Source organism: Thermodesulfovibrio sp. 3907-1M (assembly GCF_040450955.1).
In the GTDB taxonomy this organism is placed as follows: Bacteria; Nitrospirota; Thermodesulfovibrionia; order Thermodesulfovibrionales; family Thermodesulfovibrionaceae; genus Thermodesulfovibrio; species Thermodesulfovibrio autotrophicus.
In genome coordinates this window covers 1,726,204-1,748,439 of record NZ_CP144373.1, presented here as the reverse complement: position 1 = coordinate 1,748,439, position 22,236 = coordinate 1,726,204, and the positions used below count along the sequence as shown (strand labels likewise).

Annotated in this window: 33 protein-coding genes; 2 read left to right on the top strand and 31 right to left on the bottom strand. The window is 38.0% G+C overall.

All coding sequences use genetic code 11. The annotated features are described in order from the left end of the window. Positions 1-3 precede the first annotated feature (3 nt). The 30 genes from rplR to V4D30_RS08970 all read right to left on the bottom strand — a co-directional run bounded on the left by rplR (position 4) and on the right by V4D30_RS08970 (position 19,227). A complete protein-coding gene (gene rplR, locus V4D30_RS09115; protein WP_353684012.1) occupies positions 4-363 on the bottom strand; it encodes a 50S ribosomal protein L18 in 360 nt (119 codons plus the stop codon). Between the two features lie 12 nt (positions 364-375). Next, positions 376-918, bottom strand: a complete 543-nt coding sequence (gene rplF / locus V4D30_RS09110) for a 50S ribosomal protein L6 (protein WP_353685167.1) — start codon at positions 916-918, stop codon at positions 376-378. Positions 919-929: 11 nt separating this feature from the next. Next, entirely contained in the window at positions 930-1,328 is a 399-nt protein-coding gene (gene rpsH, locus V4D30_RS09105) for a 30S ribosomal protein S8 (protein WP_353685166.1), read from the bottom strand. Positions 1,329-1,337: 9 nt separating this feature from the next. Continuing rightward, positions 1,338-1,523 carry a type Z 30S ribosomal protein S14 gene (locus V4D30_RS09100; RefSeq protein ID WP_353684011.1) on the bottom strand — a complete coding sequence of 62 codons (186 nt, stop codon included), beginning with the start codon at positions 1,521-1,523 and terminating at the stop codon, positions 1,338-1,340. A 9-nt stretch (positions 1,524-1,532) separates the two neighbouring features. Next, a complete protein-coding gene (rplE, locus tag V4D30_RS09095; protein ID WP_353684010.1) occupies positions 1,533-2,093 on the bottom strand; it encodes a 50S ribosomal protein L5 in 561 nt (186 codons plus the stop codon). After that, complete coding sequence (rplX, locus tag V4D30_RS09090; protein WP_353684009.1) at positions 2,093-2,410, bottom strand: 50S ribosomal protein L24; 318 nt, start codon at positions 2,408-2,410, stop codon at positions 2,093-2,095. The genes rplE and rplX overlap by 1 nt, the downstream gene beginning before the upstream one ends. A 13-nt stretch (positions 2,411-2,423) precedes the next feature. Continuing rightward, a complete protein-coding gene (gene rplN / locus V4D30_RS09085) occupies positions 2,424-2,792 on the bottom strand; it encodes a 50S ribosomal protein L14 (RefSeq protein WP_353684008.1) in 369 nt (122 codons plus the stop codon). Beyond that, the gene (gene rpsQ, locus V4D30_RS09080; protein ID WP_353684007.1) at positions 2,789-3,040 is read right to left on the bottom strand and encodes a 30S ribosomal protein S17; all 252 of its coding nucleotides are present in this window, start codon (positions 3,038-3,040) and stop codon (positions 2,789-2,791) included. Before rpsQ ends, rplN begins: the two co-directional genes overlap by 4 nt. Positions 3,041-3,044: 4 nt before the next feature. After that, positions 3,045-3,245 (bottom strand): 50S ribosomal protein L29, encoded by a 201-nt coding sequence (rpmC, locus tag V4D30_RS09075; RefSeq protein ID WP_353684006.1) that lies wholly within the window; start codon positions 3,243-3,245, stop codon positions 3,045-3,047. Continuing rightward, positions 3,242-3,661, bottom strand: coding sequence for a 50S ribosomal protein L16 (gene rplP, locus V4D30_RS09070; protein WP_353684005.1), 420 nt, complete (start codon positions 3,659-3,661; stop codon positions 3,242-3,244). The genes rpmC and rplP overlap by 4 nt, the downstream gene beginning before the upstream one ends. A gap of 19 nt (positions 3,662-3,680) precedes the next feature. Beyond that, positions 3,681-4,325 (bottom strand): 30S ribosomal protein S3, encoded by a 645-nt coding sequence (rpsC, locus tag V4D30_RS09065; RefSeq protein WP_353684004.1) that lies wholly within the window; start codon positions 4,323-4,325, stop codon positions 3,681-3,683. Between the two features lie 15 nt (positions 4,326-4,340). Then, positions 4,341-4,682 (bottom strand): 50S ribosomal protein L22, encoded by a 342-nt coding sequence (gene rplV, locus V4D30_RS09060; protein ID WP_353684003.1) that lies wholly within the window; start codon positions 4,680-4,682, stop codon positions 4,341-4,343. 2 nt (positions 4,683-4,684) lie between these two features. After that, complete coding sequence (gene rpsS, locus V4D30_RS09055) at positions 4,685-4,972, bottom strand: 30S ribosomal protein S19 (RefSeq protein ID WP_353684002.1); 288 nt, start codon at positions 4,970-4,972, stop codon at positions 4,685-4,687. A gap of 12 nt (positions 4,973-4,984) precedes the next feature. Next, the gene (gene rplB, locus V4D30_RS09050; protein WP_353684001.1) at positions 4,985-5,803 is read right to left on the bottom strand and encodes a 50S ribosomal protein L2; all 819 of its coding nucleotides are present in this window, start codon (positions 5,801-5,803) and stop codon (positions 4,985-4,987) included. After that, entirely contained in the window at positions 5,804-6,091 is a 288-nt protein-coding gene (gene rplW, locus V4D30_RS09045) for a 50S ribosomal protein L23 (RefSeq protein ID WP_353684000.1), read from the bottom strand. After that, positions 6,091-6,723 carry a 50S ribosomal protein L4 gene (gene rplD, locus V4D30_RS09040; RefSeq protein ID WP_353683999.1) on the bottom strand — a complete coding sequence of 211 codons (633 nt, stop codon included), beginning with the start codon at positions 6,721-6,723 and terminating at the stop codon, positions 6,091-6,093. The genes rplW and rplD overlap by 1 nt, the downstream gene beginning before the upstream one ends. After that, a complete protein-coding gene (gene rplC / locus V4D30_RS09035; RefSeq protein ID WP_353683998.1) occupies positions 6,720-7,337 on the bottom strand; it encodes a 50S ribosomal protein L3 in 618 nt (205 codons plus the stop codon). The genes rplD and rplC overlap by 4 nt, the downstream gene beginning before the upstream one ends. Then, positions 7,334-7,639 (bottom strand): 30S ribosomal protein S10, encoded by a 306-nt coding sequence (gene rpsJ, locus V4D30_RS09030; protein WP_353683997.1) that lies wholly within the window; start codon positions 7,637-7,639, stop codon positions 7,334-7,336. The genes rplC and rpsJ overlap by 4 nt, the downstream gene beginning before the upstream one ends. Position 7,640: 1 nt before the next feature. Continuing rightward, positions 7,641-8,840 (bottom strand): elongation factor Tu, encoded by a 1,200-nt coding sequence (tuf, locus tag V4D30_RS09025; RefSeq protein ID WP_353683996.1) that lies wholly within the window; start codon positions 8,838-8,840, stop codon positions 7,641-7,643. Between the two features lie 28 nt (positions 8,841-8,868). After that, a complete protein-coding gene (gene fusA / locus V4D30_RS09020; RefSeq protein WP_353683995.1) occupies positions 8,869-10,953 on the bottom strand; it encodes an elongation factor G in 2,085 nt (694 codons plus the stop codon). A gap of 18 nt (positions 10,954-10,971) precedes the next feature. Beyond that, complete coding sequence (gene rpsG, locus V4D30_RS09015; RefSeq protein ID WP_353683994.1) at positions 10,972-11,442, bottom strand: 30S ribosomal protein S7; 471 nt, start codon at positions 11,440-11,442, stop codon at positions 10,972-10,974. Positions 11,443-11,455: 13 nt separating this feature from the next. After that, on the bottom strand, positions 11,456-11,827 hold the full coding sequence (gene rpsL, locus V4D30_RS09010; protein ID WP_028844518.1) for a 30S ribosomal protein S12: 372 nt from the start codon (positions 11,825-11,827) through the stop codon (positions 11,456-11,458). 173 nt (positions 11,828-12,000) lie between these two features. Then, positions 12,001-12,345: a peptide chain release factor-like protein gene (locus tag V4D30_RS09005; RefSeq protein ID WP_353683993.1), complete on the bottom strand. Its 345-nt coding sequence runs from the start codon at positions 12,343-12,345 to the stop codon at positions 12,001-12,003. A 1-nt stretch (position 12,346) separates the two neighbouring features. Then, positions 12,347-13,021 (bottom strand): HAD family hydrolase, encoded by a 675-nt coding sequence (locus tag V4D30_RS09000; RefSeq protein ID WP_353683992.1) that lies wholly within the window; start codon positions 13,019-13,021, stop codon positions 12,347-12,349. Further along, positions 13,002-13,757 (bottom strand): leucyl/phenylalanyl-tRNA--protein transferase, encoded by a 756-nt coding sequence (gene aat, locus V4D30_RS08995; protein WP_353683991.1) that lies wholly within the window; start codon positions 13,755-13,757, stop codon positions 13,002-13,004. The genes V4D30_RS09000 and aat overlap by 20 nt, the downstream gene beginning before the upstream one ends. After that, positions 13,735-15,957 carry an ATP-dependent Clp protease ATP-binding subunit ClpA gene (gene clpA / locus V4D30_RS08990; RefSeq protein ID WP_353683990.1) on the bottom strand — a complete coding sequence of 741 codons (2,223 nt, stop codon included), beginning with the start codon at positions 15,955-15,957 and terminating at the stop codon, positions 13,735-13,737. Before clpA ends, aat begins: the two co-directional genes overlap by 23 nt. After that, positions 15,947-16,252 (bottom strand): ATP-dependent Clp protease adapter ClpS, encoded by a 306-nt coding sequence (clpS, locus tag V4D30_RS08985; protein WP_353683989.1) that lies wholly within the window; start codon positions 16,250-16,252, stop codon positions 15,947-15,949. Before clpS ends, clpA begins: the two co-directional genes overlap by 11 nt. A 28-nt stretch (positions 16,253-16,280) precedes the next feature. Continuing rightward, a complete protein-coding gene (locus V4D30_RS08980) occupies positions 16,281-16,730 on the bottom strand; it encodes a hypothetical protein (protein ID WP_353683988.1) in 450 nt (149 codons plus the stop codon). A gap of 101 nt (positions 16,731-16,831) precedes the next feature. After that, positions 16,832-18,010: a bifunctional glutamate N-acetyltransferase/amino-acid acetyltransferase ArgJ gene (argJ, locus tag V4D30_RS08975; RefSeq protein WP_353683987.1), complete on the bottom strand. Its 1,179-nt coding sequence runs from the start codon at positions 18,008-18,010 to the stop codon at positions 16,832-16,834. Then, positions 18,010-19,227 (bottom strand): aspartate kinase, encoded by a 1,218-nt coding sequence (locus tag V4D30_RS08970; protein ID WP_353683986.1) that lies wholly within the window; start codon positions 19,225-19,227, stop codon positions 18,010-18,012. The genes argJ and V4D30_RS08970 overlap by 1 nt, the downstream gene beginning before the upstream one ends. A 246-nt stretch (positions 19,228-19,473) precedes the next feature. On the opposite strand from V4D30_RS08970, the gene V4D30_RS08965 reads away from it, so the two are divergent. Next, the gene (locus tag V4D30_RS08965) at positions 19,474-21,111 is read left to right on the top strand and encodes an NAD(P)H-hydrate dehydratase (RefSeq protein ID WP_353683985.1); all 1,638 of its coding nucleotides are present in this window, start codon (positions 19,474-19,476) and stop codon (positions 21,109-21,111) included. Beyond that, on the top strand, positions 21,108-21,890 hold the full coding sequence (locus V4D30_RS08960; RefSeq protein WP_353683984.1) for an RNA methyltransferase: 783 nt from the start codon (positions 21,108-21,110) through the stop codon (positions 21,888-21,890). Before V4D30_RS08965 ends, V4D30_RS08960 begins: the two co-directional genes overlap by 4 nt. Here the strand turns inward: V4D30_RS08960 and V4D30_RS08955 are convergent. Next, positions 21,838-22,185, bottom strand: a complete 348-nt coding sequence (locus V4D30_RS08955; RefSeq protein WP_353683983.1) for a response regulator — start codon at positions 22,183-22,185, stop codon at positions 21,838-21,840. The genes V4D30_RS08960 and V4D30_RS08955 overlap by 53 nt on opposite strands. Positions 22,186-22,236: the final 51 nt, after the last annotated feature.

Below are 22,236 nucleotides of genomic sequence, written 5' to 3'. Positions count from 1 at the left end.
TCCCTAAAATTGTAATCCCTTTTGTCTTGCAGCATCTGCAAGAGCTTTAACACATCCATGATATTTATAACCTGCTCTGTCAAAAACAACTTTGGTTATACCAGCCTTAAGAGCTCTTTCTGCAATCAGTTCTCCTACCTTTGCAGCAAATTCTTTATTACCCTTATGACCTGGTAAATTTCTCAATTCTTTGTCAAGAGTTGAGGCAGATACAACTGTATGTCCCTTTGTATCATCAATAATCTGCGCATATATATGATTGAGACTTCTGAATACACATAGCCTTGGCCTGTCAGGAGTTCCAAAAACCTTTTTTCTGATTCTTCTGCGTCTTCTTTCTCTTAATTCAGTTTTATCTCGCAATGCTGAACCTCCTTATTTCTTTCCAGTCTTTCCAGGTTTTAATTTTAAAACTTCATCAGCGTATCTGATTCCTTTACCCTTGTAAGCATCTGGAGGTCTGATAGCTCTCAGGTTAGCAGCTACCTGCCCAACAAGCTGTTTGTCTATCCCGTACAGAGTAATGGTTGTCTGTTTCTCATCAACAGTAGCTTTAATACCCTCTGGAAGAGGAAACTCCACTGGATGAGAATATCCCACATTAAGTATAAGCTTATTTCCACTTACTTGAGCCCTGTAACCAACACCATAAATCTGGAGAGTCTTTGTAAATCCCTGAGAAACTCCTATAACCATATTTGATATCAAACTTCTTACAAGTCCATGCATGGCTTTTTGTTTAGCCACATCAGAATCTCTTGTAACAACTACAGCTTTGCTGTCTAAGGTTAATCCTATTCCTTCAGGTAGTTCATAGCTTAACTGTCCTTTTGGACCTTTAACAATGACTTTTCTATTTTCTACTGCTATGTTCACTCCCTCTGGTATCTGAATTGGTTTTCTTCCTATTCTTGACATCCCTTCACCTCTTACCATACATAACATATTACTTCTCCACCGACTCCTCTATGTCGGCACTCTTTATCAGTCATAACACCCTGAGATGTGGTCAATATAGCTATACCAAGTCCTCCCATTACACGAGGAACTTCATCTTTACTGACATATACTCTTCTGCCAGGTTTACTGATTCTCCGAAGATTTGAGATTACTGAATCGCCCTCGGGCGTATATTTCAGATTTATTCTTATTATGCCTTGCTTTTTATCCTTGATAATCTTGTAAGACTTGATAAACCCTTCTTCCTTAAGTATCTTTGAGATCTCAATCTTCATCCTTGAAGCAGGGATATCAACCTTATCTGCCTTTACTTTTATTGCATTTCTAATCCGAGTTAGCATATCTGCAATTGGATCTGTCATCATAATTACCACCTCTTACCAGCTTGCTTTTACAACTCCAGGGATCTTCCCTGAGTTGGCTAAAAATCTAAAACAAATTCTACAGAGCCCAAAGTCTCTCAGATATCCTCTGGGTCTACCGCAAATTTTACAACGATTTCTTACTCTTACTTTAAATTTTGGTGGATACTTTGCTCTTTCTATTTTACTCTTTCTTGCCACAGCTCCTCCTTATCTTATTGGCATTCCAAAGGCTTTTAATAATGCTAAAGCCTCTTCATCAGACTTAGCTGTTGTGCATATAGTTATATCAAGTCCGTGTATCATCTCAACTTTATCATAATCTATTTCAGGAAATATAAACTGCTCTTTAATTCCAAAGGAGTAGTTTCCTCTTCCATCAAAAGATTTTGGCGAAATCCCTCTGAAATCCCTTATTCTTGGTAAAGCAAGACAAATTAATCTATCTAAAAATTCATACATTCTGTCTTTTCTTAATGTAACCTTGCAGCCTATAGGCATTCCTTTTTTAAGTTTGAAAGCTGCCAGTGCTCTTTTAGCCTTTGTTATAACAGGTTTCTGACCTGTAATTAAAGCAAGCTGTTTTTCAGCAGCATCAAGAAGCTTTATATTCTGAATTGCCTCTCCCAGAGTAACATGAACAATTATTTTATCAAGGCGAGGCACCTGCATAACGTTTTTATAGTTAAACTTTTTCATTAATGCTGGAATGATTTCTTTGTCATATTTTTCCTTAAGGCGAGGCACATATTTTTTAGCTTCAGCATTCATCAGTCAATAACCTCCTTACACTTCTTGCAAATCCTCAGCTTTTTACCATCTTCTAAAATTCTTGCACCTATCCGTGTAGGTTTATCACATTTTGGACACATAAGCATTACCTTTGATATGTGAATCGGATGCTCTCTTTCAATAATTCCACCCTGTGGATACTTACGCGAAGGTTTCTGATGCTTTTTTACAATATTAACTCCCTCTACTACCACTTTTTCGTCCTTGGGTATAACCCTTAGAACTCTTCCTTTTTTATCCTTATCTTTTCCTGATAAAACTAAAACTGTGTCTCCCTTTTTTATCCTTAAGCTCACTTTATTCCTCCGCCTAAATAACTTCTGGAGCAAGAGAAACTATTTTTGTAAACTCTTTCCATCTCAGTTCCCTTGCCACAGGTCCAAATATTCTTGTGCCTATAGGTTCAAGTTGATTGTTTACCAGCACAACAGCATTCTGATCAAATCTTATATAAGAACCATCAGGTCTCCTTACGGATCTGCGCAATCTAACAATAACAGCTTTCACGACAGAACCCTTTTTTATATTGCTATCTGGCAAAGCCTCTTTAACACTTACAACAATAACATCTCCCAGACTTGCATATTTTCTATTTGAACCTCCAAGAACTCTTATGCACTGTACTTTTTTTGCACCAGAATTATCAGCAACCTCAAGAATGCTTCTTGGCTGAATCATTGAGCATCAACCTCCTTAATAATTCTTAAAACCTTCCATCTTTTTGTTTTACTTATTGGTCTTGATTCAATTATCTCCACCATATCTCCGAGTTTGCATTTGTTTTCTTCATCATGGGCTTTATACTTCTTTTTTGTTTTAATGGTTTTTTTGTAAAGAGGATGCTGAAAAATTCTTTCCACAGAAACCACCACTGTTTTATCCATTTTATCGCTTACAACTGTGCCTTTTAATATCTTTTTCGGCATATCACTAACTCCTTATTCCTCTTTGTTTCTCTGTAATAATCGTTAAAATTCTTGCAATGTCTTTTTTTACTGCCCTGATTCTTTTTACATTCTGAAGCTCACCCTTTGCAAGTTGAAATCTCAAATTAAACAGCTCCCTGCGTAACTCCTGCTCTTTTTTCTTTAACTCTTCTATTGAAAAATTTCTAAGCTCTACAGTCTTCATACAAAACTCTCCTGCCTTTTTACGAATTTCGTCTTAACTGGAAGTTTATGTGATGCCAGTTCAAAGGCTTCTTTTGCAACTTCTTCTGAAACTCCAGATAGTTCAAAGAGAATTCTACCAGGTTTAACCACTGCGACCCAGAATTCAGGATTACCTTTTCCTTTACCCATTCGTGTTTCAGCAGGTTTACGAGTAATTGGCTTATCAGGGAAAATTCTTATCCAGAGCTTACAGCCCTTTTTAGCATGCCTCATTATAGCAACTCTTGCTGCTTCAATCTGCCTTGCTGTAATCCATGCTGGCTCTAAAGCCTTAAGTCCATAATCACCAAAAGAGATTGTGCTACCTCTGTAGGCAATTCCCTTCATTCTGCCTTTTTGCATCTTACGAAATTTAACTTTCTTTGGAGCTAACATAATTTATTCCTCTCCGTTTCTAAGAGTTTATATATTGCCCTGGCTGAACTTCACCCTTAAAAATCCATACCTTGACACCAATCACTCCATAGGTAGTCCTTGCCTCTGCAAAACCATAATCAATGTCTGCCCTGAAAGTGCTCAAAGGAACTCTTCCTTCTCTATACCATTCAGTTCTTGCTATTTCTGCTCCTGCCAGTCTTCCAGCACAGGATACCTTGATACCTTTAGCCCCGAATCTCATGGAAGAGGCTACGGCTCTTTTCATTGCCCTCCTGTAGGCAACTCTTTTTTCTATCTGAAGAGCTATGTTTTCAGCAACAAGCTGTGCATCAAGCTCTGGACGCCTTACCTCCTGCACATCAACAGTTGCCTGTTTATGCGTTATTTCTTCAACTTCCTTTTTTAGTTTTTCCACTTCTGCACCTTTTTTACCTATGATTATCCCGGGTCTGGCTGCAAATATTAAAACCTTTATTTTTTCTCCAACTCTTTCTATCTCAATTCTGGATACTCCAGCATGATAAAGCTTTTCTTTTAACATCTTTCTAAGCTTCAAATCCTCTATTAATTGGTCAGCATATCCTTTTTTAGCAAACCACCTGCTTTCCCATGTTCTTATTATTCCCAGTCTGTTACCTATTGGATTTGTTTTCTGTCCCAAATCAACACCCCCGGTTTAATTTTCTTCAATTCCAACATATATTGTAATATGCGAAGTTTTCTTTTTAATGATATTTGCTCTTCCCATAGCTCTATGCTCAATCCTTTTCATCATAGGACCCTGATCAACATAAGCCTTCAGTATTTTTAATGCATCTATATCTATTCTTGGATTTTTCTGCTCAGCATTTGCCAGTGCAGATCTTAAAACCTTTTCAATTATTCTGGCACCTCTGTGAGGCATATATTTCAACATCAGCAATGCCTCACCTGCTCTTTTACCACGAATTAAATTTATAACTCTTCTTGCTTTAGTTGGAGTTATACGAGCATATCTCAATATAGCCCTTGCTTCCATCTTTATTTCCCCTTAGCCTTTTTCTTTTCTTCAGAGCCTGCATGCCCTTTAAAGGTTCTTGTTGGAGCAAATTCTCCGAGCTTGTGCCCGATCATATTTTCAGTAACATATACAGGAATAAACTTTTTGCCATTGTGAACTGCAAATGTAAGACCAATAAACTCAGGAATAATCGTAGATCTTCTTGACCATGTCTTTATAGGCTTTTTATCTCCTGTTTCCAGTGCTTTTTTTACCTTTTCCATAAGTTTGGCATCAACGAATGGACCTTTTTTAAGCGATCTTGCCACCTTTAACCCCCTTTACTTCCGCCTCTTTATTATAAACTTATCAGTTCTTTTGTTTTTCCTCGTTTTAACTCCTTCAGGTTTACCCCATGGTGTGCATGCAGGTCTTCCTCCGGAGGATTTACCCTCTCCACCTCCAAGAGGATGATCCACAGGATTCATTGCAACTCCTCTAACAGAAGGTCTTCTTCCCATGTGCCTCATTCTGCCTGCTTTTCCAATTATGACATTTTCATGCTCAAGATTGCTTACCTGCCCTATGGTGGCAAAACAGTTTACATTTATGAGCCTCACTTCTCCTGATGGCAGTTTTACATGGGCATATCTCCCCTCTTTTGCCATAAGCTGGGCTGCTGTTCCTGCACTTCTTACAAGTTTTCCTCCTCCACCAGGATAGAGTTCAATATTATGTATCATTGTTCCAAGAGGTATCTCCTTAAGAGGCAAACTATTACCAACTTTTACATCAATGCCTGAGCCACTTATTATTTTGTCTCCAACACTTAATCCATCAGGTGCAAGAATGTATCTGTATTCACCATCCACATACTTCAGAAGAGCTATCCTCGCTGATCTGTTGGGATCATACTCAATACTCACAACTGTTGCTGGAACACCGTGTTTGTTTCTTTTAAAATCTATAATTCTATAAAGCTTTCTGTTGCCTCCTCCTTTAAGCCATGAGGTGATTCTGCCCTGATTGTTTCTTCCCTTTCTCTTTTTAATGCATACAGTCAAAGGCTTATAAGGTTCTTCCCTGGTTATCTCACTAAAATCAGGATATGTTACAAATCTTCTACCTGCTGATGTTGGTTTACACCTTCTTATAGCCATTTATACACCCTCTATCAGATCTAATTTTTCCCCTGGTTTCAGGGTAACTATTGCTTTTTTTATCTTCTTAGTTTTTGTAAAATGGAGTCCCACTCTTTTTAACTTAGGTTTAACATTGATAACATCAACGCTGTCAACTTTTACCTTGAATATTTCCTCAAAAGCCTTCCTAATCTGAACCTTATTAGCATCAGGATGAACTTCCACAATGATTTTATTCTGACTTTCTTTTAGATTTAAAGCTTTTTCTGTAAAAATAGGCTTTTTTATTATGCTGTAAGTATCCATCAGGAAACCCCCTTAATACTTAGCAACTTATCAAGTCCAGCAACTGTGAATATTACTTTATCAAACATTGCCACATGGTAAGCATTGAGATCCTCTGCCCTTACTACGCCTACATATGGAATGTTCCTTGCCGAAAGAAGTATTTTTTCATCCTTCTCTGGAAGAGCTATAAGAACAGATTTCCCCTGTAGCTGCAACTTTTTTAAAATTTCTACCATATCTCTGGTCTTTATTCTATCAAGAGAAAGATTATCAAGCAATAAAATCTCGCTATCTTTGTATTTCATCGTTAAAGCTTTAAACAAAGCAGTATCTTTCATCTGCTTTGGTAACTGCACATAGTAGTCTCTTGGCTTAGGACCAAATACTATTCCACCTTTTCTCCATAAAGGCGATCTGATGCTGCCATGCCTTGCTCTTCCTGTATGCTTCTGTCTCCACGGCTTTCTTCCACCACCAGAAACTTCAGCCCTTGTCTTCGTAGAATGCGTGCCCTGTCTCTGATTTGCCATATAGGCAACCACCACTGTATGAACAACAGATTCATGGGCTGGATTGTTAAAAACAATTTCTGGAACTTCTTTTTTACCAACTATGTTGTTATTAATGTCTCTTATCTCAATCTCCATCATGCTTCTACCTTCCATATTTCTAAGATTCCATTTTCACCCCCCGGAACAGCACCTTTCACAAGAAGTAAATTCTGCTCCGGAATAACATCAACAATTGTTAAATTTTTCACAGTAACTGTCTCGTCTCCCATATGACCCGCCATTCTTTTACCTTTCCACACCCTTGAAGGAAAAGAACTTGCACCAATAGAGCCAGGTGCCCTGTTAAACATGGAACCATGACTGTCAGGACCACCTGCAAAGTTATGCCTTTTCATAACTCCCTGAAACCCTTTTCCTTTTGAAGTTCCTCTCACACTTACCACATCACCCTTTGAGAATATTTCCACAGTAACTTTATCTCCCACATTGTAGCCTATCATTCTGAATTCCCTTAAAACTCTGCATGGAGGAACTCCAGCTTTTTTAAAAATTCCAAGCAAAGGTTTGGGTATATTTTTTTCTTTCTTTATTTCTTTAAAACCGAGCTGAACCGCTTCATACCCATCTTTCCCAGGAGTTCTAACCTGCACAACCCAGCAAGGTCCTGCTTCTATAACAGTTACAGGAATAATTCTACCTTCTTCATCAAATATTTGAGTCATTCCTACTTTTCTACCCAAGATTCCTTTCATAGCTTTATCTCCACATCTACCCCTGCAGAAAGCTCTAATTTCATAAGAGCCTCCACTGTTTCGGGGGTGGGATCATGTATATCTATTAATCTTTTATGCACTCTTATTTCAAATTGTTCCCTTGATTTTTTATCCTGATTTGTTGACCTTAAAACCGTGTATCTACTTATTTTTGTTGGTAAAGGCACAGGACCAGAAATCCTCGCGCCTGTTCTTTTAACAGTATCCACTATTTCTTTAACAGACTGATCCAGAACTCTGTGATCATAAGCTCTTAATTTTATTCTAATCTTTTGGTCCATTTTACTCCAGCACCTCTGTGACTACACCTGCACCTACTGTTCTTCCACCTTCTCTTATTGCAAACCTCAGTCCCTCCTCCATCGCTATCGGCGCTATCAGCTCCACTGTTAGATTAACATTGTCCCCAGGCATTACCATCTCCACTCCCTCAGGTAACTTTATCACTCCTGTTACATCCGTTGTCCTAAAGTAAAACTGCGGCCTGTATCCATTGAAAAAGGGTGTGTGTCTCCCCCCTTCTTCCTTCGTCAATACATAAACTTCTGCCTTAAACTTTGTATGCGGTGTGATGCTCCCTGGCTTCGCCAACACCATCCCACGCTCTACTTCATCCTTGCCTATCCCCCTTAACAGTACTCCTATGTTGTCTCCTGCCCTTCCTTCATCAAGTATCTTACGAAACATCTCTACCCCTGTGGCTACTGTCTTCCGTGTCTCCCTTAATCCCACTATCTCTACTTCATCTCCTACTTTTATTATCCCTCTCTCTACTCTACCCGTCACTACTGTCCCACGACCAGAGATGCTGAATACATCCTCTATGGGCATTAAAAATGGCTTGTCTATCGGCCTCTCAGGCTCTGGTATGTAGTTGTCCAGCGCATCAAGTAGCTCCTGTATGGGTTTGTACTCAGCTGCATTCGGATCTCTGCTGCTGCTTTCCAATGCCTTCAATGCACTGCCCCTTATTATCGGTATCTCATCCCCAGGAAATCCATACTTGCTCAACAATTCCCTCACTTCAAGCTCTACTAAGTCAAGCAACTCAGGATCATCTACCATGTCTGTCTTGTTCATAAATACTACTATGTACGGCACTCCTACCTGCCTGGCAAGCAGTATGTGCTCCCTTGTCTGTGGCATAGGTCCATCATTGGCTGCCACTACAAGTATGGAGCCATCCATCTGCGCCGCACCCGTTATCATGTTCTTTATGTAGTCTGCATGTCCAGGACAGTCTACATGTGCATAATGCCTCTTGTCTGTCTCATACTCTACATGGGCTGTGTTTATCGTTATCCCCCTCGCTTTCTCCTCAGGTGCATTGTCTATCTGGTCATAACTCCTGTACTGCGCCAATCCCTTAAGTTCCAGATACTTCGTTATCGCTGCTGTAAGTGTGGTCTTTCCATGATCAATGTGCCCTATCGTTCCTACATTTACATGCGGCTTCTTCCTCTCAAATTTTGCCTTAGCCATCGTCTCCTCCTTAAAATCTTATAAAACTTTATTTATTATTACCCTTTATCTTGGCAATTATCTGCTCTGTAAGATTTTTTGGAACCTCGTCATAATGTGAAAACTGCATTGTGTATGTGCCTCTACCCTGTGTCTTTGACCTTAAATCAGTTGCATAACCGAACATTTCTGATAATGGAACCATTGCTCTTATCACCTGAGCTTTTCCTCTTTTTTCCATAGACTGAATTTTACCACGTCTTGAATTCAAATCTCCTATAACCTCACCCATATAGTCTTCAGGAACTACAACTTCAACATCCATAATTGGTTCCAGCAAAACAAGTTCAGCTTTCTTACAGGCATCTTTAAATGCCATTGATGCAGCAATTTTAAATGCAAGCTCTGAAGAGTCAACCTCATGATAGGAACCGTCAAAAAGCGTTACTCTCACATCAACAACAGGATATCCAGCGAGAACTCCTCCCTCCATAGCCTCAATGATACCTTTTTCAACAGCTGGAATGAACTCTCTTGGGATAGTTCCTCCGACAATCTTGTTCACGAACTCAAAACCCTTTCCTCTCTCAAGTGGCTCCACCTCAAGCCATACATGTCCGTACTGACCACGTCCACCAGTTTGCCTTATAAACTTTCCTTCAGCCTTTGCTGGCATTTTAATTGTTTCTTTATATGCAACCTGAGGCTTTCCAACATTTGCTCCAACTTTAAATTCTCGTGTGAGTCTGTCAACAATTATTTCAAGGTGAAGCTCTCCCATTCCAGAAATAATTGTCTGGCCCGTTTCTTCATTAAAGCTTACCCTGAAAGATGGGTCTTCCTGAGAGATTTTCTGCAGCGAAAGAGATAATTTTTCCTGATCTGCCTTTGTTTTTGGTTCTATGGCAACGGAGATAACTGGCTCGGGAAACTCTATAGATTCAAGAATAACAGGATTATTTTCGTCACAAAGAGTATCTCCTGTTAAAGTATTCTTTAAACCTACAACAGCAGCAATATCTCCTGCACAGATTTCTTTTATTTCTTCTCTTCTATTTGAATGCATTCTAAATATTCTTGCAACTCTTTCTTTTATGTTTCTTGTGGAATTGTATACATAGCTGCCAGAAGTTAAAATACCTGAATACACTCTCACATAAGTAAGACTACCCATGTACGGATCTGCCATAATCTTGAAAGCAAGAGCTGTCAATGGTTCATCTATAGTTGCTCTTCGCTGGACCTCTGTTCCATCCAGAGGATTGACTCCTTTGACCGGAGGGATGTCAAGAGGAGAAGGCAAATAATAAACAATAGCATCAAGAAGCATCTGAACTCCTTTATTTTTAAAGGCAGAACCACATAAAACAGGAGTAATCTTCATCTGGATTGTTCCTTTTCTTATCGCAGCCCTTATTTCTTCTGCAGTAATCTCCTCTCCTGAAAGATATTTTTCCATAATTCTATCATCTATATCGCATAGGGCTTCTATCATTTTTTCTCTATATTTTTTTGCCTCTTCAAGATACTCAGAGGGAATTTCGTCTTCTACAAATTTGGCACCGAGTGTCTCATCGTCAAAATAGTAGGCTTTCATTTCAATCAAATCTATCGGCCCCCTGAATGTATCTTCTTTGCCAATGGGAATCTGCACTGCCACAGGGTTTGCACCAAGTTTTTCTATCATGCTTTCAATGGACATGAAAAAATCTGCTCCTATTTTATCCATCTTGTTCATAAAAGCAATTCGCGGCACTTTATATTTGTCAGCCTGTCTCCAGACCGTCTCACTCTGTGGTTCAACTCCTGCTGAAGCATCAAAAACAGCAATAGCTCCATCAAGAACTCTTAAAGATCTTTCAACCTCAATTGTAAAGTCAACGTGCCCTGGAGTGTCTATTATATTAATTTTATGTTCCTTCCACATACAGCTTGTGGATGCTGCAGTTATCGTTATTCCACGTTCCTGCTCCTGTGGCATCCAATCCATTACTGCGGTGCCTTCATGAACTTCTCCTATTTTATAGGTCACACCGGTATAGTACAGAATTCGCTCGGTAGTTGTTGTTTTACCGGCATCAATATGAGCCATAATACCAATATTTCTCGTCTTTTCAAGCGGAAATCTTTCCATAATACTCCTTCTAATAAATTACCACCTATAATGGGCAAATGCCCTGTTGGCTTCTGCCATTTTGTGGGTTTCTTCTTTTTTCTTTATTGAAGAACCTACATTATTGTAGGCATCAAGTATTTCTGCAGCAAGTCTTTCTTTCATTGTCTTTTCTTTTCTTTGCCTTGCATATGTCTTGAGCCACCTTAATGCAAGACTCAATCTTCTATTGGGTCTTACCTCCATTGGAACCTGATATGTAGCACCTCCTACTCTGCGAGGCCTTACTTCAAGAACAGGCTTAATGTTTTCAATTGCCTGCTTAAATACTTTTAAAGGATCTTGACCTGTTTTTTCTTTAATTATCTCAAATGCACCATAACATATTTTTTCACTTATTGATTTTTTGCCATCTTCCATGATTACATTTATTAATTTGGATACAAGCTTGCTTTGATATTTTGGATCAGGCAAAACTTCTCTTTTTGGTACATAACCTCTTCTTGGCATCTTATACTCCTACTTATTTTGGTCTTTTAGTGCCATATTTTGAACGACTCTTTCTTCTATTATTAACACCTGCACAGTCCAGAGTTCCTCTTACAATATGATATCTCACACCTGGCAAATCCTTCACTCTTCCACCTCTCACAAGAACTATCGAATGTTCCTGTAAATTGTGTCCTTCTCCGGGTATATAAGCTATTACCTCAACTCCATTTGTAAGCCTTACCTTTGCCACTTTTCTTAAAGCAGAATTAGGCTTTTTCGGAGTTGTAGTATATACCCTTACGCAAACCCCTCTTCTCTGAGGGCATGATTGCAAAGCAGGTGATTTGGTTTTCTTTTCAACCTTTTCCCTGCCTTTTTTTACTAATTGTGAAATTGTCGGCACCTTTCCACCTCATAATAAAATTACTTTAACAAAACTTTAACATTTGCAGACAAGACTTTTTAGTTTATCAAAAAATAAAAACTCTGTCAAGTAAGTAGCGGCACAAAAATTTGAAATATATAAAAAATAATTTAACCAAATTTATATAAAAAAAGCAACAAGACTCAATAATCTTAGCCGAGAGAATATCTGTGATACTTGCCTTTTTTCTTTCTTATCTTTTCAATCTCTTTCTGTTTTTCTGTGGGAATGCCTAAATATTCTTTTAATTTTTCCACAAGCATTCTACGTGCAAAAAAGCGATTTAATCCTTGAGATCTTTCCTTTGTGCATTTTACCTCAAGTCCTGTAGGTTTATGCTTTAAATAAACTCCTGTGGAGGCTTTATTTAGCTTTTGTCCTCCACGCCCTGAACATCTGATAAACTTTTCCTCAATATCTGATTCCTTTATCCCAAGCTTTTGCATTTCATCTAAAAGCTCTCTTTCTTTCTTTTCAGTTACTGGAAATTTTCCCATTTTAAGAAAGAAGTGGCAAAATTTTATTGATTTCTGTAAGAGTTTCAACAACCATGTCTGCCTCTGTCTTTTTCAGTGTTTCAACACCGTAAGGACCTGTAGCAACGGCTATTACCTTTGCTCCATAGGGCTTTGCACAGGCTACATCTCTTGGAGTATCGCCAATAACAATACATTGATGGAAATCTAAATAATTATTGAATCTCTTTGAAAATCTCTTAACAGCGATGGGCAAAAGTTTGTTTCTGTCCTCATGGTCACTTCCAAAAGCACCGGTAGGGAAAAAAGAATTTAAGCCAAAGGGGTCTAACTTAATTCTTGCGCCTTTTTCAAGATTTCCTGTAAGAAGTCCAATTGGATATTTTAATTCGTAATGGATAAACTCTATGAAATCCTTTACTCCTGGTTTTAGGTGCTTTGAGTTATTATTTATTTCCACTGTCAGATTTTTAAGATAACTCTCAATCAGTTCACTAACCAGAGAAATTGAAGGCTCTATTCCATGAAGTATAAGTCCTTCCTTTATAATCTGGACATCGGTTTTACCAGCCATTTCAAAGTTTTTAAATGCGTCTTTAATTCCAAGAACCTTTTCAAAGGCTCTATTAAGAGAGCGGGTTCCAGCTCCTCCAGCACTGATTAATGTCCCATCAATATCAAAAAGAATTAGCTTCATAAATCCTCCGCGGAATTAACTTTTCTTTCAGAAATTTCGCAGTTTTTGATGTAGGCTTCTGCTCTTTATTCCATTCTGTTGAATCCTTTTTATTTAAAGCTTCATCAAGCAAAACAAGAAAAACTTTTCGTGGCATTTCATAGGCTCCAAGGCTTAATAAATGTCTGTTTGTAATTTGACAGTCAATAAAGTAAAAATTATTTTTAATCAGATGTTCAACAAGACAGGCAAGAGCTACCTTTGATGCATCCTTCATAAGTGTAAACATTGACTCACCGAAAAAAGCTTTACCAAGTGAGACTCCATATAGTCCTCCTACTATTTTATCTTCAAACCAGACTTCCACTGAATGAGCATATCCAAGTTTGTGAAGCTTTATATAAGCCTCCATCATTTCTGAAGTAATCCATGTTCCTACAGAATCACTTCTTGGAGCTGTGGCACATCCCTTAATAACAGAGATGAAATCTCTATCAAAGCTAACTCTATAAATGTCTTTTTTTAAACTCTGATAAAGACTTCTTGACATTTTAAAAAGCAAGGGGAATATCAGAGGCCTTTGAGAAGGTGACCACCACAAAATTGGTTTATGATTGTACCATGGAAATATCCCTGATCTGTAAGCAAGTATAAGTCTTTCTGGACTAAGGTCTCCACCAATTGCAAGTAAACCGTCGGGATCTGCAAATTCTGGATGAGGAAAAACCAGTTCCTCACGAAGTAAATACACTGTCATCTATTTCAAAGGAAATGCTTCCTTCATGTAGAGTTACGATAACTTTTCCGCCTTGTTTAAGTCTTCCAAATAAAATTTCTTCAACAAGCGGTGCTTTTACTTCCTTTTGGATAATTCTTTGAAGGGGTCTTGCTCCGAATTTTGGATCAAAACCCTTTTGTGCAAGCCATTTTCTTGTTTCCTCTGTAATTTCAACGAAAATATTTTTTGATGCAAGCTGTTCATTAAGTTCCTTTATGAATTTATCCACAATCTTTAAGACAATATCTTCAGGTAAAGGATTGAAACTAACTATTCCATCAAGTCTGTTACGAAATTCTGGGCTAAAGAGTCTTTCAACCGCCTCTTTACTTTTTCTGAGTTGATCAGAACTTCTGTCACCGAAACCAACTACCGGTCTTTCCATTTCTCTTGCACCAATATTTGATGTCATAATAAGAATAACATTCCTCATATCTGCTTTTCTTCCTGTGTTGTCCGTGAGAGTTCCATAGTCCATTACCTGAAGCAGCACATTAAATATATCTTCATGGGCTTTTTCTATCTCATCAAGCAAAAGCACACAGTGAGGATTTTTTCTTATCTGCTCAGTAAGAAGCCCGCCCTGTTCAAATCCGATATATCCTGGAGGAGCTCCAATAAGCTTTGCAATAGAATGTTTTTCCATATATTCAGACATATCAAATCTTATAAAACTAATTCCCAGTATGTTTGCCAGCTGCCTTGAAAGTTCTGTCTTTCCAACTCCTGTAGGACCTGTAAAGAGAAAGCAACCTATTGGTCTCTGAGGCTCTTTAAGACCCGCTTTAGCAAGTTTTATTACTCTTGCAACTGCCTCTATTGCTTCATCCTGCCCAAAAATTACAGATTTCAATTCTGATTCAAGATTTCTGAGCCTGTCAGCATCACTGGATGTTATCTCCTGAGAAGGTATTCTTGCCATCTTTGCCACTGTCTGCTCAATGATTTTTTCAGTAACAACTGGATTATCACTGTGATAAAGTCTCACAACAGCACCTGCCTCATCAATAACATCAATGGCTTTATCTGGTAAAAATCTCTCAGTTATGTATTTCGCTGAAAGGTGAACTGCTGAGCGTAAAGCTTCTGCAGTATAAGCTACTCCATGATACTGCTCATAGTAGGACTTGAGACCTTTAAGAATCTCAATTGTCTCTTCTTCAGAGGGTTCGGAGATATCTATTTTCTGAAATCTTCTTGAAAGTGCCCTGTCTTTTTCAAAGTAGTTTCTGTATTCCTCATAGGTTGTGGCACCAATGCAGCGTATTTTCCCTTCAATTAAAACGGGCTTTAAAAGATTTGATGCATCAACAGTACTTCCACTTGCAGAACCAGCACCAACAACGGTATGAATCTCATCTATAAAAAGTATGCAGTTTTTTATTTTATAAAGAGAGTTTATTAAAGCCTTCATCCTTGCTTCAAAATCTCCTCTGTATTTAGTCCCGGCAAGCAATGAACCCATGTCAAGAGCAAAAATTTTAACATTTTTAAGATGCTCTGGCACTTCACCATGAGCAATCTTTAATGCCAGTCCTTCAACAATTGCGGTTTTTCCAACTCCTGGTTCTCCTACTAAAATTACATTGTTCTTTCTTCTTCTTGATAGAACCTGAATAACTCTTTCAAGTTCACTCTGCCGACCAATTATTGGATCAATTTCGCCCCTTCTTGCTTTTTCAACCAGTTCTATTGTAAAAGTCTTAAGGGGATCACCCCGTTTTTCCTCTTTTCTTACAGTTTCTTCAAAGCCTGTTTTAGGAATGCCATGAGAAATATAATTCAAAACATCAATTCTTGTGATTCCATATGACTTAAGAAGATTTACTGCGTAGGTTTCTTCCTCAAGAAAAAGGGATGCAAGAAAATCTCCTGCATCAGCCTCTTTTTTCTCTGCACTTTTTATATGATTGAGGGTTCTTTCCATTACTCTCTGGAAACTCACTGTTGGATATGTCTGCCCTTTGGTTTTTCTCTTTGGAACCTGTTCTTCAAGAAATCTTTCAAGATTTCTTTTAATCTGTTCAGGGTCTCCGCCGCAGTTTTTAATTATTTCCATGCCAAAATCATCATGGAGAATAGCATAAAGAAGATGTTCAACTGTAAGATACTGATGACCCCTTTCAATGGCATCTTCAACAGTAGCTGATATAATAATCTGTAAATCTTTATTGATCATCTCTTTCTATACTGCATTTTAACGGAAAACCATTGGCTCTTGCAAGGCTTTCCACCTGGGCTACCTTTGTTTCAGCAATCTCCTTTGGATAAATACCTGCAAGACCTTTTCCGTGTCTGTGAACATAAAGCATTATTCTGGTAGCTTCTACCTTTGATTTTTCAAAAATTGTCATTAAAACATGGACAACAAAATCCATTGTAGTGTAATCATCATTCAGGAGATAAACTCTGTAAAGTTCAGGTTGGTCAATTGAGATTTCCTGTTCTTCTTCAAGGAAGACTCTTTCTTTCATTTTGTAATAAGGGAAAATTAAAAATTGCTCAATGTCTGATTAATCCAAAAATAGCAATAAGAATACTTATGAATGTAAAACCAACACCCATAAACCACTGTAAAAATTGAACTCTTCTCTCCAACGCTTCAAATCTTTTGTCAACTGCCTCAAATCTCTTTTCAACTGCCTCAAATCTCTTGTCAACTGCCTCATGATAAGCTTTCATCTGTTGCTGAATCGCCTCAAATCTCTTGTCAACTGCCTCATGATAAGCTTTCATCTGTTGCTGAATCACCTCAAATCTCTCCTGCATTGCATCAAATCTTGCATTTTCAATTTCTCTTAATGCCTTTAGTTCTTCCTCAACTCTGATGATTCTTTCAATAATGGATAATTCCCTTGCTCTTTGTTCATTCTGACGAACAAGACCTTCAATAATTTCCTTTACAAGGGTTTCCAGTTCTTCTCTTGATATTTTTTCTATAACTTCAGGCATAGTTAATTATATCATATTTTTTGTTTAGAAATGCCATTATAATTAAAATGGATTGAGCGAATCAAAAAAACAGCTTAATTCTCTATCGGCAAATTCAGCTTTTATGTAGTGTATGCAGAGTTTATTCTCACATATTCTTCCGATAAATCAGTTGTGAAAACAGTTGCTTTCCCTGTACCGAGATTTAAGTTAATCAAAATCTCAATTTCATGCTCTTTAAGAATTTCCTTGAGTTCCTCCTGTCTCATTGTGGGAAAGCCTCTGTTAAAAAGGCAGATACCATTTATATAAATCTCAATTTTTTCTTCCTTTACAGCAACTCCAGAGTATCCCACAGCAGCAATTACTCTGCCCCAGTTGGGGTCACATCCATAAAAGGCTGTTTTAACCAGAAGGGAATTTGCCACAGCCCTGGCAACTCTTTTTGCATCCTGAGCTGTCTTAGCTCCTTTAACATTAACTGTTATGAATTTTGTTGCTCCTTCTCCATCTTTCACTATCATTTTTGAAAGCTCAATACACAGCTCATTAAGAGCTCCCTTAAACTGCTTCCATAGAGTGGTTTTTCTTTCAATCTTTACATCAGATTCTCCATTCGCAAGCATTAAAACCGTATCATTTGTTGACATGTCTCCGTCAACTGTAATTGAGTTAAAGCTCTGTGCCACAGCATCTCTTAAAGCCTCTTTCATCAAATCCGAACTTATCTTCGCATCAGTAACTATTGCACACAGCATTGTTGCCATATTTGGACAGATCATTCCAGCGCCCTTACATATTCCCAGAATCGTGACAGCAGTATCCTCTCCAATTTGCCTGTATGTAAGCTTTGGGAAAGTATCGGTTGTCATTATTGCTTCTGCAACCTGTATAGGCTGAGCATTGCCAAGCCTGTTTACAAGTTCATCAACTCCTTTAATGATTTTTTCAACAGGCAAATGCACTCCAATAACTCCTGTTGAAAGTGGTAAAACATGTTCTTTATTAATATTGAGTTTTTCTGCCAGATAATCCGTTATTTTTAATGCATCCTCAATTCCTTTCTGGCCTGTGCAGGCATTGGCATTTCCACTGTTTAAAATCAATGCCTGAGCCTGTCCTGAGCGTATTCTTTTCATACAAATTTTTACAGGAGCAGCTTTTATCTGATTGGTAGTAAAAACTCCTGCAACCTGAGCAGGCTTTTTAGAATAAATTAAAGCCACATCATACCTGTCTTGGTACTTAATCCCCGCCTTTGCAACTGAATAAAAAAATCCTTCAGGTGAAACAATATCCATTACTGCTCACCTAATTTAAATGTATCATGAAGCACTCTTACAGCAAGTTCAGTATATTTAGCATCAATAAGGCATGAAATCTTTATCTCCGATGTGCTTATTGCCATTATGTTTATTCCATGGTTGGCAAGGGCTTCAAACATCTGAGCTGCCACTCCTGAATGTGTTCTCATGCCAACACCTACAATGGAAATTTTCGCTATCCCCTCGTTTAAAAGAACTCCCTCGGCTCCCAGTTCTCTGGAAATTTTCTCTGTAAGCTCAAGAGCTTTTTTAGCATCAGCTTTTGGAACTGTAAAAGAAATGTCAGTTGCTTTACCATCACTGCTTATGTTCTGAACAATCATGTCAACAACAATATTTGCATCTGCCACTGCTTTGAAAAGTTTTGCTGCTATTCCAGGTCTGTCAGGAACTTTAAGAATTGTTATTTTTGCTTGATTTTTGTCATGGGCAATGCCTGATACTACCACTTTTTCCATGTCTTTATCCTCCTTTGTAACTAATGTTCCGGGATTCCAGTTAAAGCTTGAACGAACTATTACAGGGACATTGTATTTCATTGCAAACTCTACAGAACGAGTTTGCAAAACCTTTGCTCCCAGTGAAGCAAGTTCAAGCATTTCCTCATAAGAAATCTTATCAAGCTTACGAGCATTGGGGACAATATTTGGATCAGCAGTAAATACACCATCAACATCTGTGTAAATTTCACATAAATCAGCATTCAATGCAGCTGCAATGGCAACTGCCGTAAGATCAGAGCCACCTCTGCCAAGCGTTGTTACATCCTCTGTTTCCGTAATCCCCTGAAAGCCTGCAGCCACTACAATATAACCGTCTTCAAGAGCTTTCAATGCTCGGGTTGCGATAATTTTCTCAATTCGTGCCTTTGTATGCACTGCATCGGTAATTATTCCCATCTGCCTTCCAGTAAGAGCAATTGCCTTGTGTCCCAGTTCGCATAAAGCCATTGCTGTAAGTGCAGCAGTAACTCTTTCTCCAGAGGAAAGAAGTAAATCCATTTCCCTTTCTGGAGGGTTTGAACATACCTGATGAGCAAGTCCAATGAGTTTGTCTGTCTCTCCAGCCATTGCAGAAACAACAACAACAACTTTATTGCCTTCTTTAACAGTTTTTGAAACCCTTTCTGCAACAGCTTTTATTCTTTCAATGTTTGCAACAGAAGTTCCACCATATTTTTGAACAATAAGCATAGATGCCTCCATCTCGGAAATTTGAGTTTTTCTATTATGTAAAAATTCTTCACTTTTTTACAATTATCTTAAAATATCATTAGAAATCGTCATGCCGAACCTGCGTAAGCAGGCGAGGAATCTCTTCCGCTTTTTTCGCCATCGGAAGAAGACACTGCCTTCGCCTCGGGATGACAAAGTGGTGTGTCATTCCGAGCGGAGCATGAGTGGAGTGAGGAATCTCATCCTACTCAATGCAAAAAAATAATGATACTGCCACGCACCCTACTGCTACTCACAATGACCAGTGAAAGTTTTTCTATCTTTATCGGCAAATTTAGACATTATCCTGAATTTATCTCTCCTGTATGGTATAATTTTGATATGAAAGTCGTCACATCCCGTGAAATGGCAGAAATTGATAGACTAACCATTGAGCATTACGGCATTCCTTCAATGGTATTAATGGAAAGAGCTGCCTTAGCTGTTAGTGAGCATGTGCTTGAGCTTAATCCAGAAAATGTTATTGTTCTTGCAGGACCAGGAAACAATGGTGGTGATGGAGTTGCCTGTGCAAGAATACTTAAAAATAAAATTAAAGATGTAAAAATTTTTCAGCTTTTTCCCGATGAAAAACTTTCCAGTGATTGCAAAAATCAACTTGATATTGCAAAAAAATTTGGAGTGCCAGTGATTGATGGTTATCCCGGAGATGAGGAAATAATGCAGGCAGATGTAATTATTGATGCAATCTTTGGAACAGGACTTAAAAAAGCAATTGAAGGTGAAATTGCCCAATTCATTGAAAATTTAAATTCTCTAAAAAAATTCGTTTTAGCTGTTGATGTTCCCTCAGGAATATCCTCAGATACAGGAGAAGTTCTCGGAGTTGCTATTAGAGCAAAAATAACTGTAACTTTCGGACTTCCAAAAAGAGGGCATTTACTTTTTCCAGGAAAAGAGTATACAGGTAAGCTTTTTATTGAAGATATCGGATTTCCAAAAGAATTAACAGAGTCTGAAAATTTAAAGATTTCAACAATTGAAAAACATCTTGCCTGCTGCCTTATTCCTCCGAGACCTGAGTATTCTCATAAAACAAGATACGGGCATGTTCTTGTGATTGCAGGTTCTACAGGAAAAACAGGTGCAGCAGTCATGACAGCAAAGGCTGCTTTGCGGGCAGGTTCTGGACTTGTAACAATGGCAGTTCCTGCAGCACTTAAAGTTGTTTTTCAGAGTAAGGTTCTTGAGGAGATGATTCTTCCTCTTGCATGCACAATGAATACCCTTTCAAGGCAGGCTTTACCTGAAATTATGGAATTTATAAATGCAAAGGCAAACTCTGTTGCCTTTGGTCCTGGAGTTGGAGTTAATGAAGATATTGAGATCATTTTAAAAGAGCTTATTTTAAACTGTCCATGTCCAATTGTAATTGATGCTGATGGTATAACAGTTCTTGGAAAAATCTCAGATGTTCTCAAGCAAGCTCGCTCTGAGATTGTTCTTACGCCTCATCCTGGTGAGTTAAGCAGACTTATAAACATGGCAGTCAAAGATATTGAAAAACAGAGAGTTGATATTGCTCAAAAAGTAGCGAACCAATTAAATGTTGTCCTTGTTTTAAAAGGAGTTCCAACAGTAGTTGCTGAGCCTCAGGGTAGCGTATATTTAAATACAACAGGAAATCCAGGAATGGCAACAGCAGGTTCAGGAGATGTTCTCACAGGCATAATTGCTTCACTTATTGGGCAGGGACTCACTCCTTTTCATGCTTCTGTGCTTGGTTGTTTCATTCATGGATTAAGTGGAGACATAGCTGCTAAAAAGAAAGGATATCATGGTCTTATTGCCGGAGATTTGATTGAAAACCTTCCAGAAGCTTTTATTGAGCTCAGTCAATGAAGTGGATCCAAAGTCCTGAAAATCCATTAATAAAAGAAATAAAGAAAATCATCAAAAAACCAGAGGAAAAAATCTTTATTGAAGGAATAAATCTTATTGAAGCAGCCCTTACCTCTGATTATGTTCAGATTGAGGAAGTACTTGTTACAGAAGATTTTATTGAGAAACAAAGGGAGTTTTTTAAAACTTTTAAAAGCAAAATCCTGGTTACAGGCATTTCTGAAAGGATTGCAAAGACAATATCTGAAACAGTAACTCCTCAGGGAATATTTGCAGTAGCAAAATTTAAGTATAAAAATCTCAATGAAATCAAAAATCCAAAACTCGCCGTTATTGCAGACAGAATTCAGGATCCAGGAAATCTTGGAACAATCATTCGTGCTTCTGAGGCTCTTGGTGCAGAAGCTCTGCTGACCACTCCAGGAACATGCAATCCCCTTTCAGGCAAGGTTTTAAGAGCATCCGCAGGAAGCATATTTTTTATTCCAGTGATAAAGGCTTCTGTAAAAGATATTAAAGACTTCATCTTGAAAAATAAACTTAAGCTTGTAATAACAGATTTAAAGGCAAAATTGCACTGTTTTAATGTTGATTTTACTGGTTCATTAGCAGTTGCTTTTGGGAATGAATCTCATGGAGTAAGTGAAGAGCTAAAGACAATAAAACATATAAGTTGCAGAATTCCCCATAAAGGTAAAACAGAAAGTCTGAATGTTGCCATAGCTGCTACTGTGCTTCTTTATGAAATTCTTCGTCAACGATCTTTAAAGCCTCCTTAAACTCATGAATATAAAAAGGTTTGGTAAGACAAAGAGCATTATTTTTTAAAATTTCTTCTTCAGGACAGTTCAGAGTAGATAAAATTATCACAGGTTTATGAGAAATTATGCTCGCTATTTCTTCCAGAAGATTTAATTCCTTTATTGTTGTATAATCGGCTATAATAAATTTGTAGTCTATAAATGATTTTACAGTTGATGTAGCAAGTTCACCTTCATAGCCAAAGAACCGTAGATACTCCATCAGGACTTCTTTTACAAGTCGGTTATTTTCAATGACCAGAACTTTTTTCATAGTTATAAATTTTATACAACTTTTGATATATAAAGTCAATATTTTTACAAC

Coding starts and splice junctions, on each gene's coding strand:
- rpsQ (WP_353684007.1), bottom strand. CDS start 3,040: ATGCCGAAAAAGATATTAAAAGGCACAGTTGTAAGCGATAAAATGGAT.
- V4D30_RS09005 (WP_353683993.1), bottom strand. CDS start 12,345: ATGGGAAAATTTCCAGTAACTGAAAAGAAAGAAAGAGAGCTTTTAGAT.
- V4D30_RS09000 (WP_353683992.1), bottom strand. CDS start 13,021: ATGAAGCTAATTCTTTTTGATATTGATGGGACATTAATCAGTGCTGGA.
- aat (WP_353683991.1), bottom strand. CDS start 13,757: ATGACAGTGTATTTACTTCGTGAGGAACTGGTTTTTCCTCATCCAGAA.
- rplD (WP_353683999.1), bottom strand. CDS start 6,723: ATGATGGAGATTGAGATAAGAGACATTAATAACAACATAGTTGGTAAA.
- fusA (WP_353683995.1), bottom strand. CDS start 10,953: ATGGAAAGATTTCCGCTTGAAAAGACGAGAAATATTGGTATTATGGCT.
- rplP (WP_353684005.1), bottom strand. CDS start 3,661: ATGTTAGCTCCAAAGAAAGTTAAATTTCGTAAGATGCAAAAAGGCAGA.
- rplE (WP_353684010.1), bottom strand. CDS start 2,093: ATGAATGCTGAAGCTAAAAAATATGTGCCTCGCCTTAAGGAAAAATAT.
- V4D30_RS08960 (WP_353683984.1), top strand. CDS start 21,108: ATGAAGTGGATCCAAAGTCCTGAAAATCCATTAATAAAAGAAATAAAG.
- rplW (WP_353684000.1), bottom strand. CDS start 6,091: ATGGATACTTACAGCATAATAAAAAAGCCTATTTTTACAGAAAAAGCT.
- rplC (WP_353683998.1), bottom strand. CDS start 7,337: ATGAAAGGAATCTTGGGTAGAAAAGTAGGAATGACTCAAATATTTGAT.
- rplB (WP_353684001.1), bottom strand. CDS start 5,803: ATGGCTATAAGAAGGTGTAAACCAACATCAGCAGGTAGAAGATTTGTA.
- clpS (WP_353683989.1), bottom strand. CDS start 16,252: ATGAAAGAAAGAGTCTTCCTTGAAGAAGAACAGGAAATCTCAATTGAC.
- rpsG (WP_353683994.1), bottom strand. CDS start 11,442: ATGCCAAGAAGAGGTTATGTACCAAAAAGAGAAGTTTTGCCTGATCCA.
- V4D30_RS08955 (WP_353683983.1), bottom strand. CDS start 22,185: ATGAAAAAAGTTCTGGTCATTGAAAATAACCGACTTGTAAAAGAAGTC.
- clpA (WP_353683990.1), bottom strand. CDS start 15,957: ATGATCAATAAAGATTTACAGATTATTATATCAGCTACTGTTGAAGAT.
- rplN (WP_353684008.1), bottom strand. CDS start 2,792: ATGATTCAGCCAAGAAGCATTCTTGAGGTTGCTGATAATTCTGGTGCA.
- V4D30_RS08980 (WP_353683988.1), bottom strand. CDS start 16,730: ATGCCTGAAGTTATAGAAAAAATATCAAGAGAAGAACTGGAAACCCTT.
- rplF (WP_353685167.1), bottom strand. CDS start 918: ATGTCAAGAATAGGAAGAAAACCAATTCAGATACCAGAGGGAGTGAAC.
- argJ (WP_353683987.1), bottom strand. CDS start 18,010: ATGGATATTGTTTCACCTGAAGGATTTTTTTATTCAGTTGCAAAGGCG.
- tuf (WP_353683996.1), bottom strand. CDS start 8,840: ATGGCTAAGGCAAAATTTGAGAGGAAGAAGCCGCATGTAAATGTAGGA.
- V4D30_RS08970 (WP_353683986.1), bottom strand. CDS start 19,227: ATGCTTATTGTTCAAAAATATGGTGGAACTTCTGTTGCAAACATTGAA.
- rplV (WP_353684003.1), bottom strand. CDS start 4,682: ATGGAAGCAAGGGCTATATTGAGATATGCTCGTATAACTCCAACTAAA.
- rpsJ (WP_353683997.1), bottom strand. CDS start 7,639: ATGGACCAAAAGATTAGAATAAAATTAAGAGCTTATGATCACAGAGTT.
- V4D30_RS08965 (WP_353683985.1), top strand. CDS start 19,474: ATGATACTGCCACGCACCCTACTGCTACTCACAATGACCAGTGAAAGT.
- rpmC (WP_353684006.1), bottom strand. CDS start 3,245: ATGAAGACTGTAGAGCTTAGAAATTTTTCAATAGAAGAGTTAAAGAAA.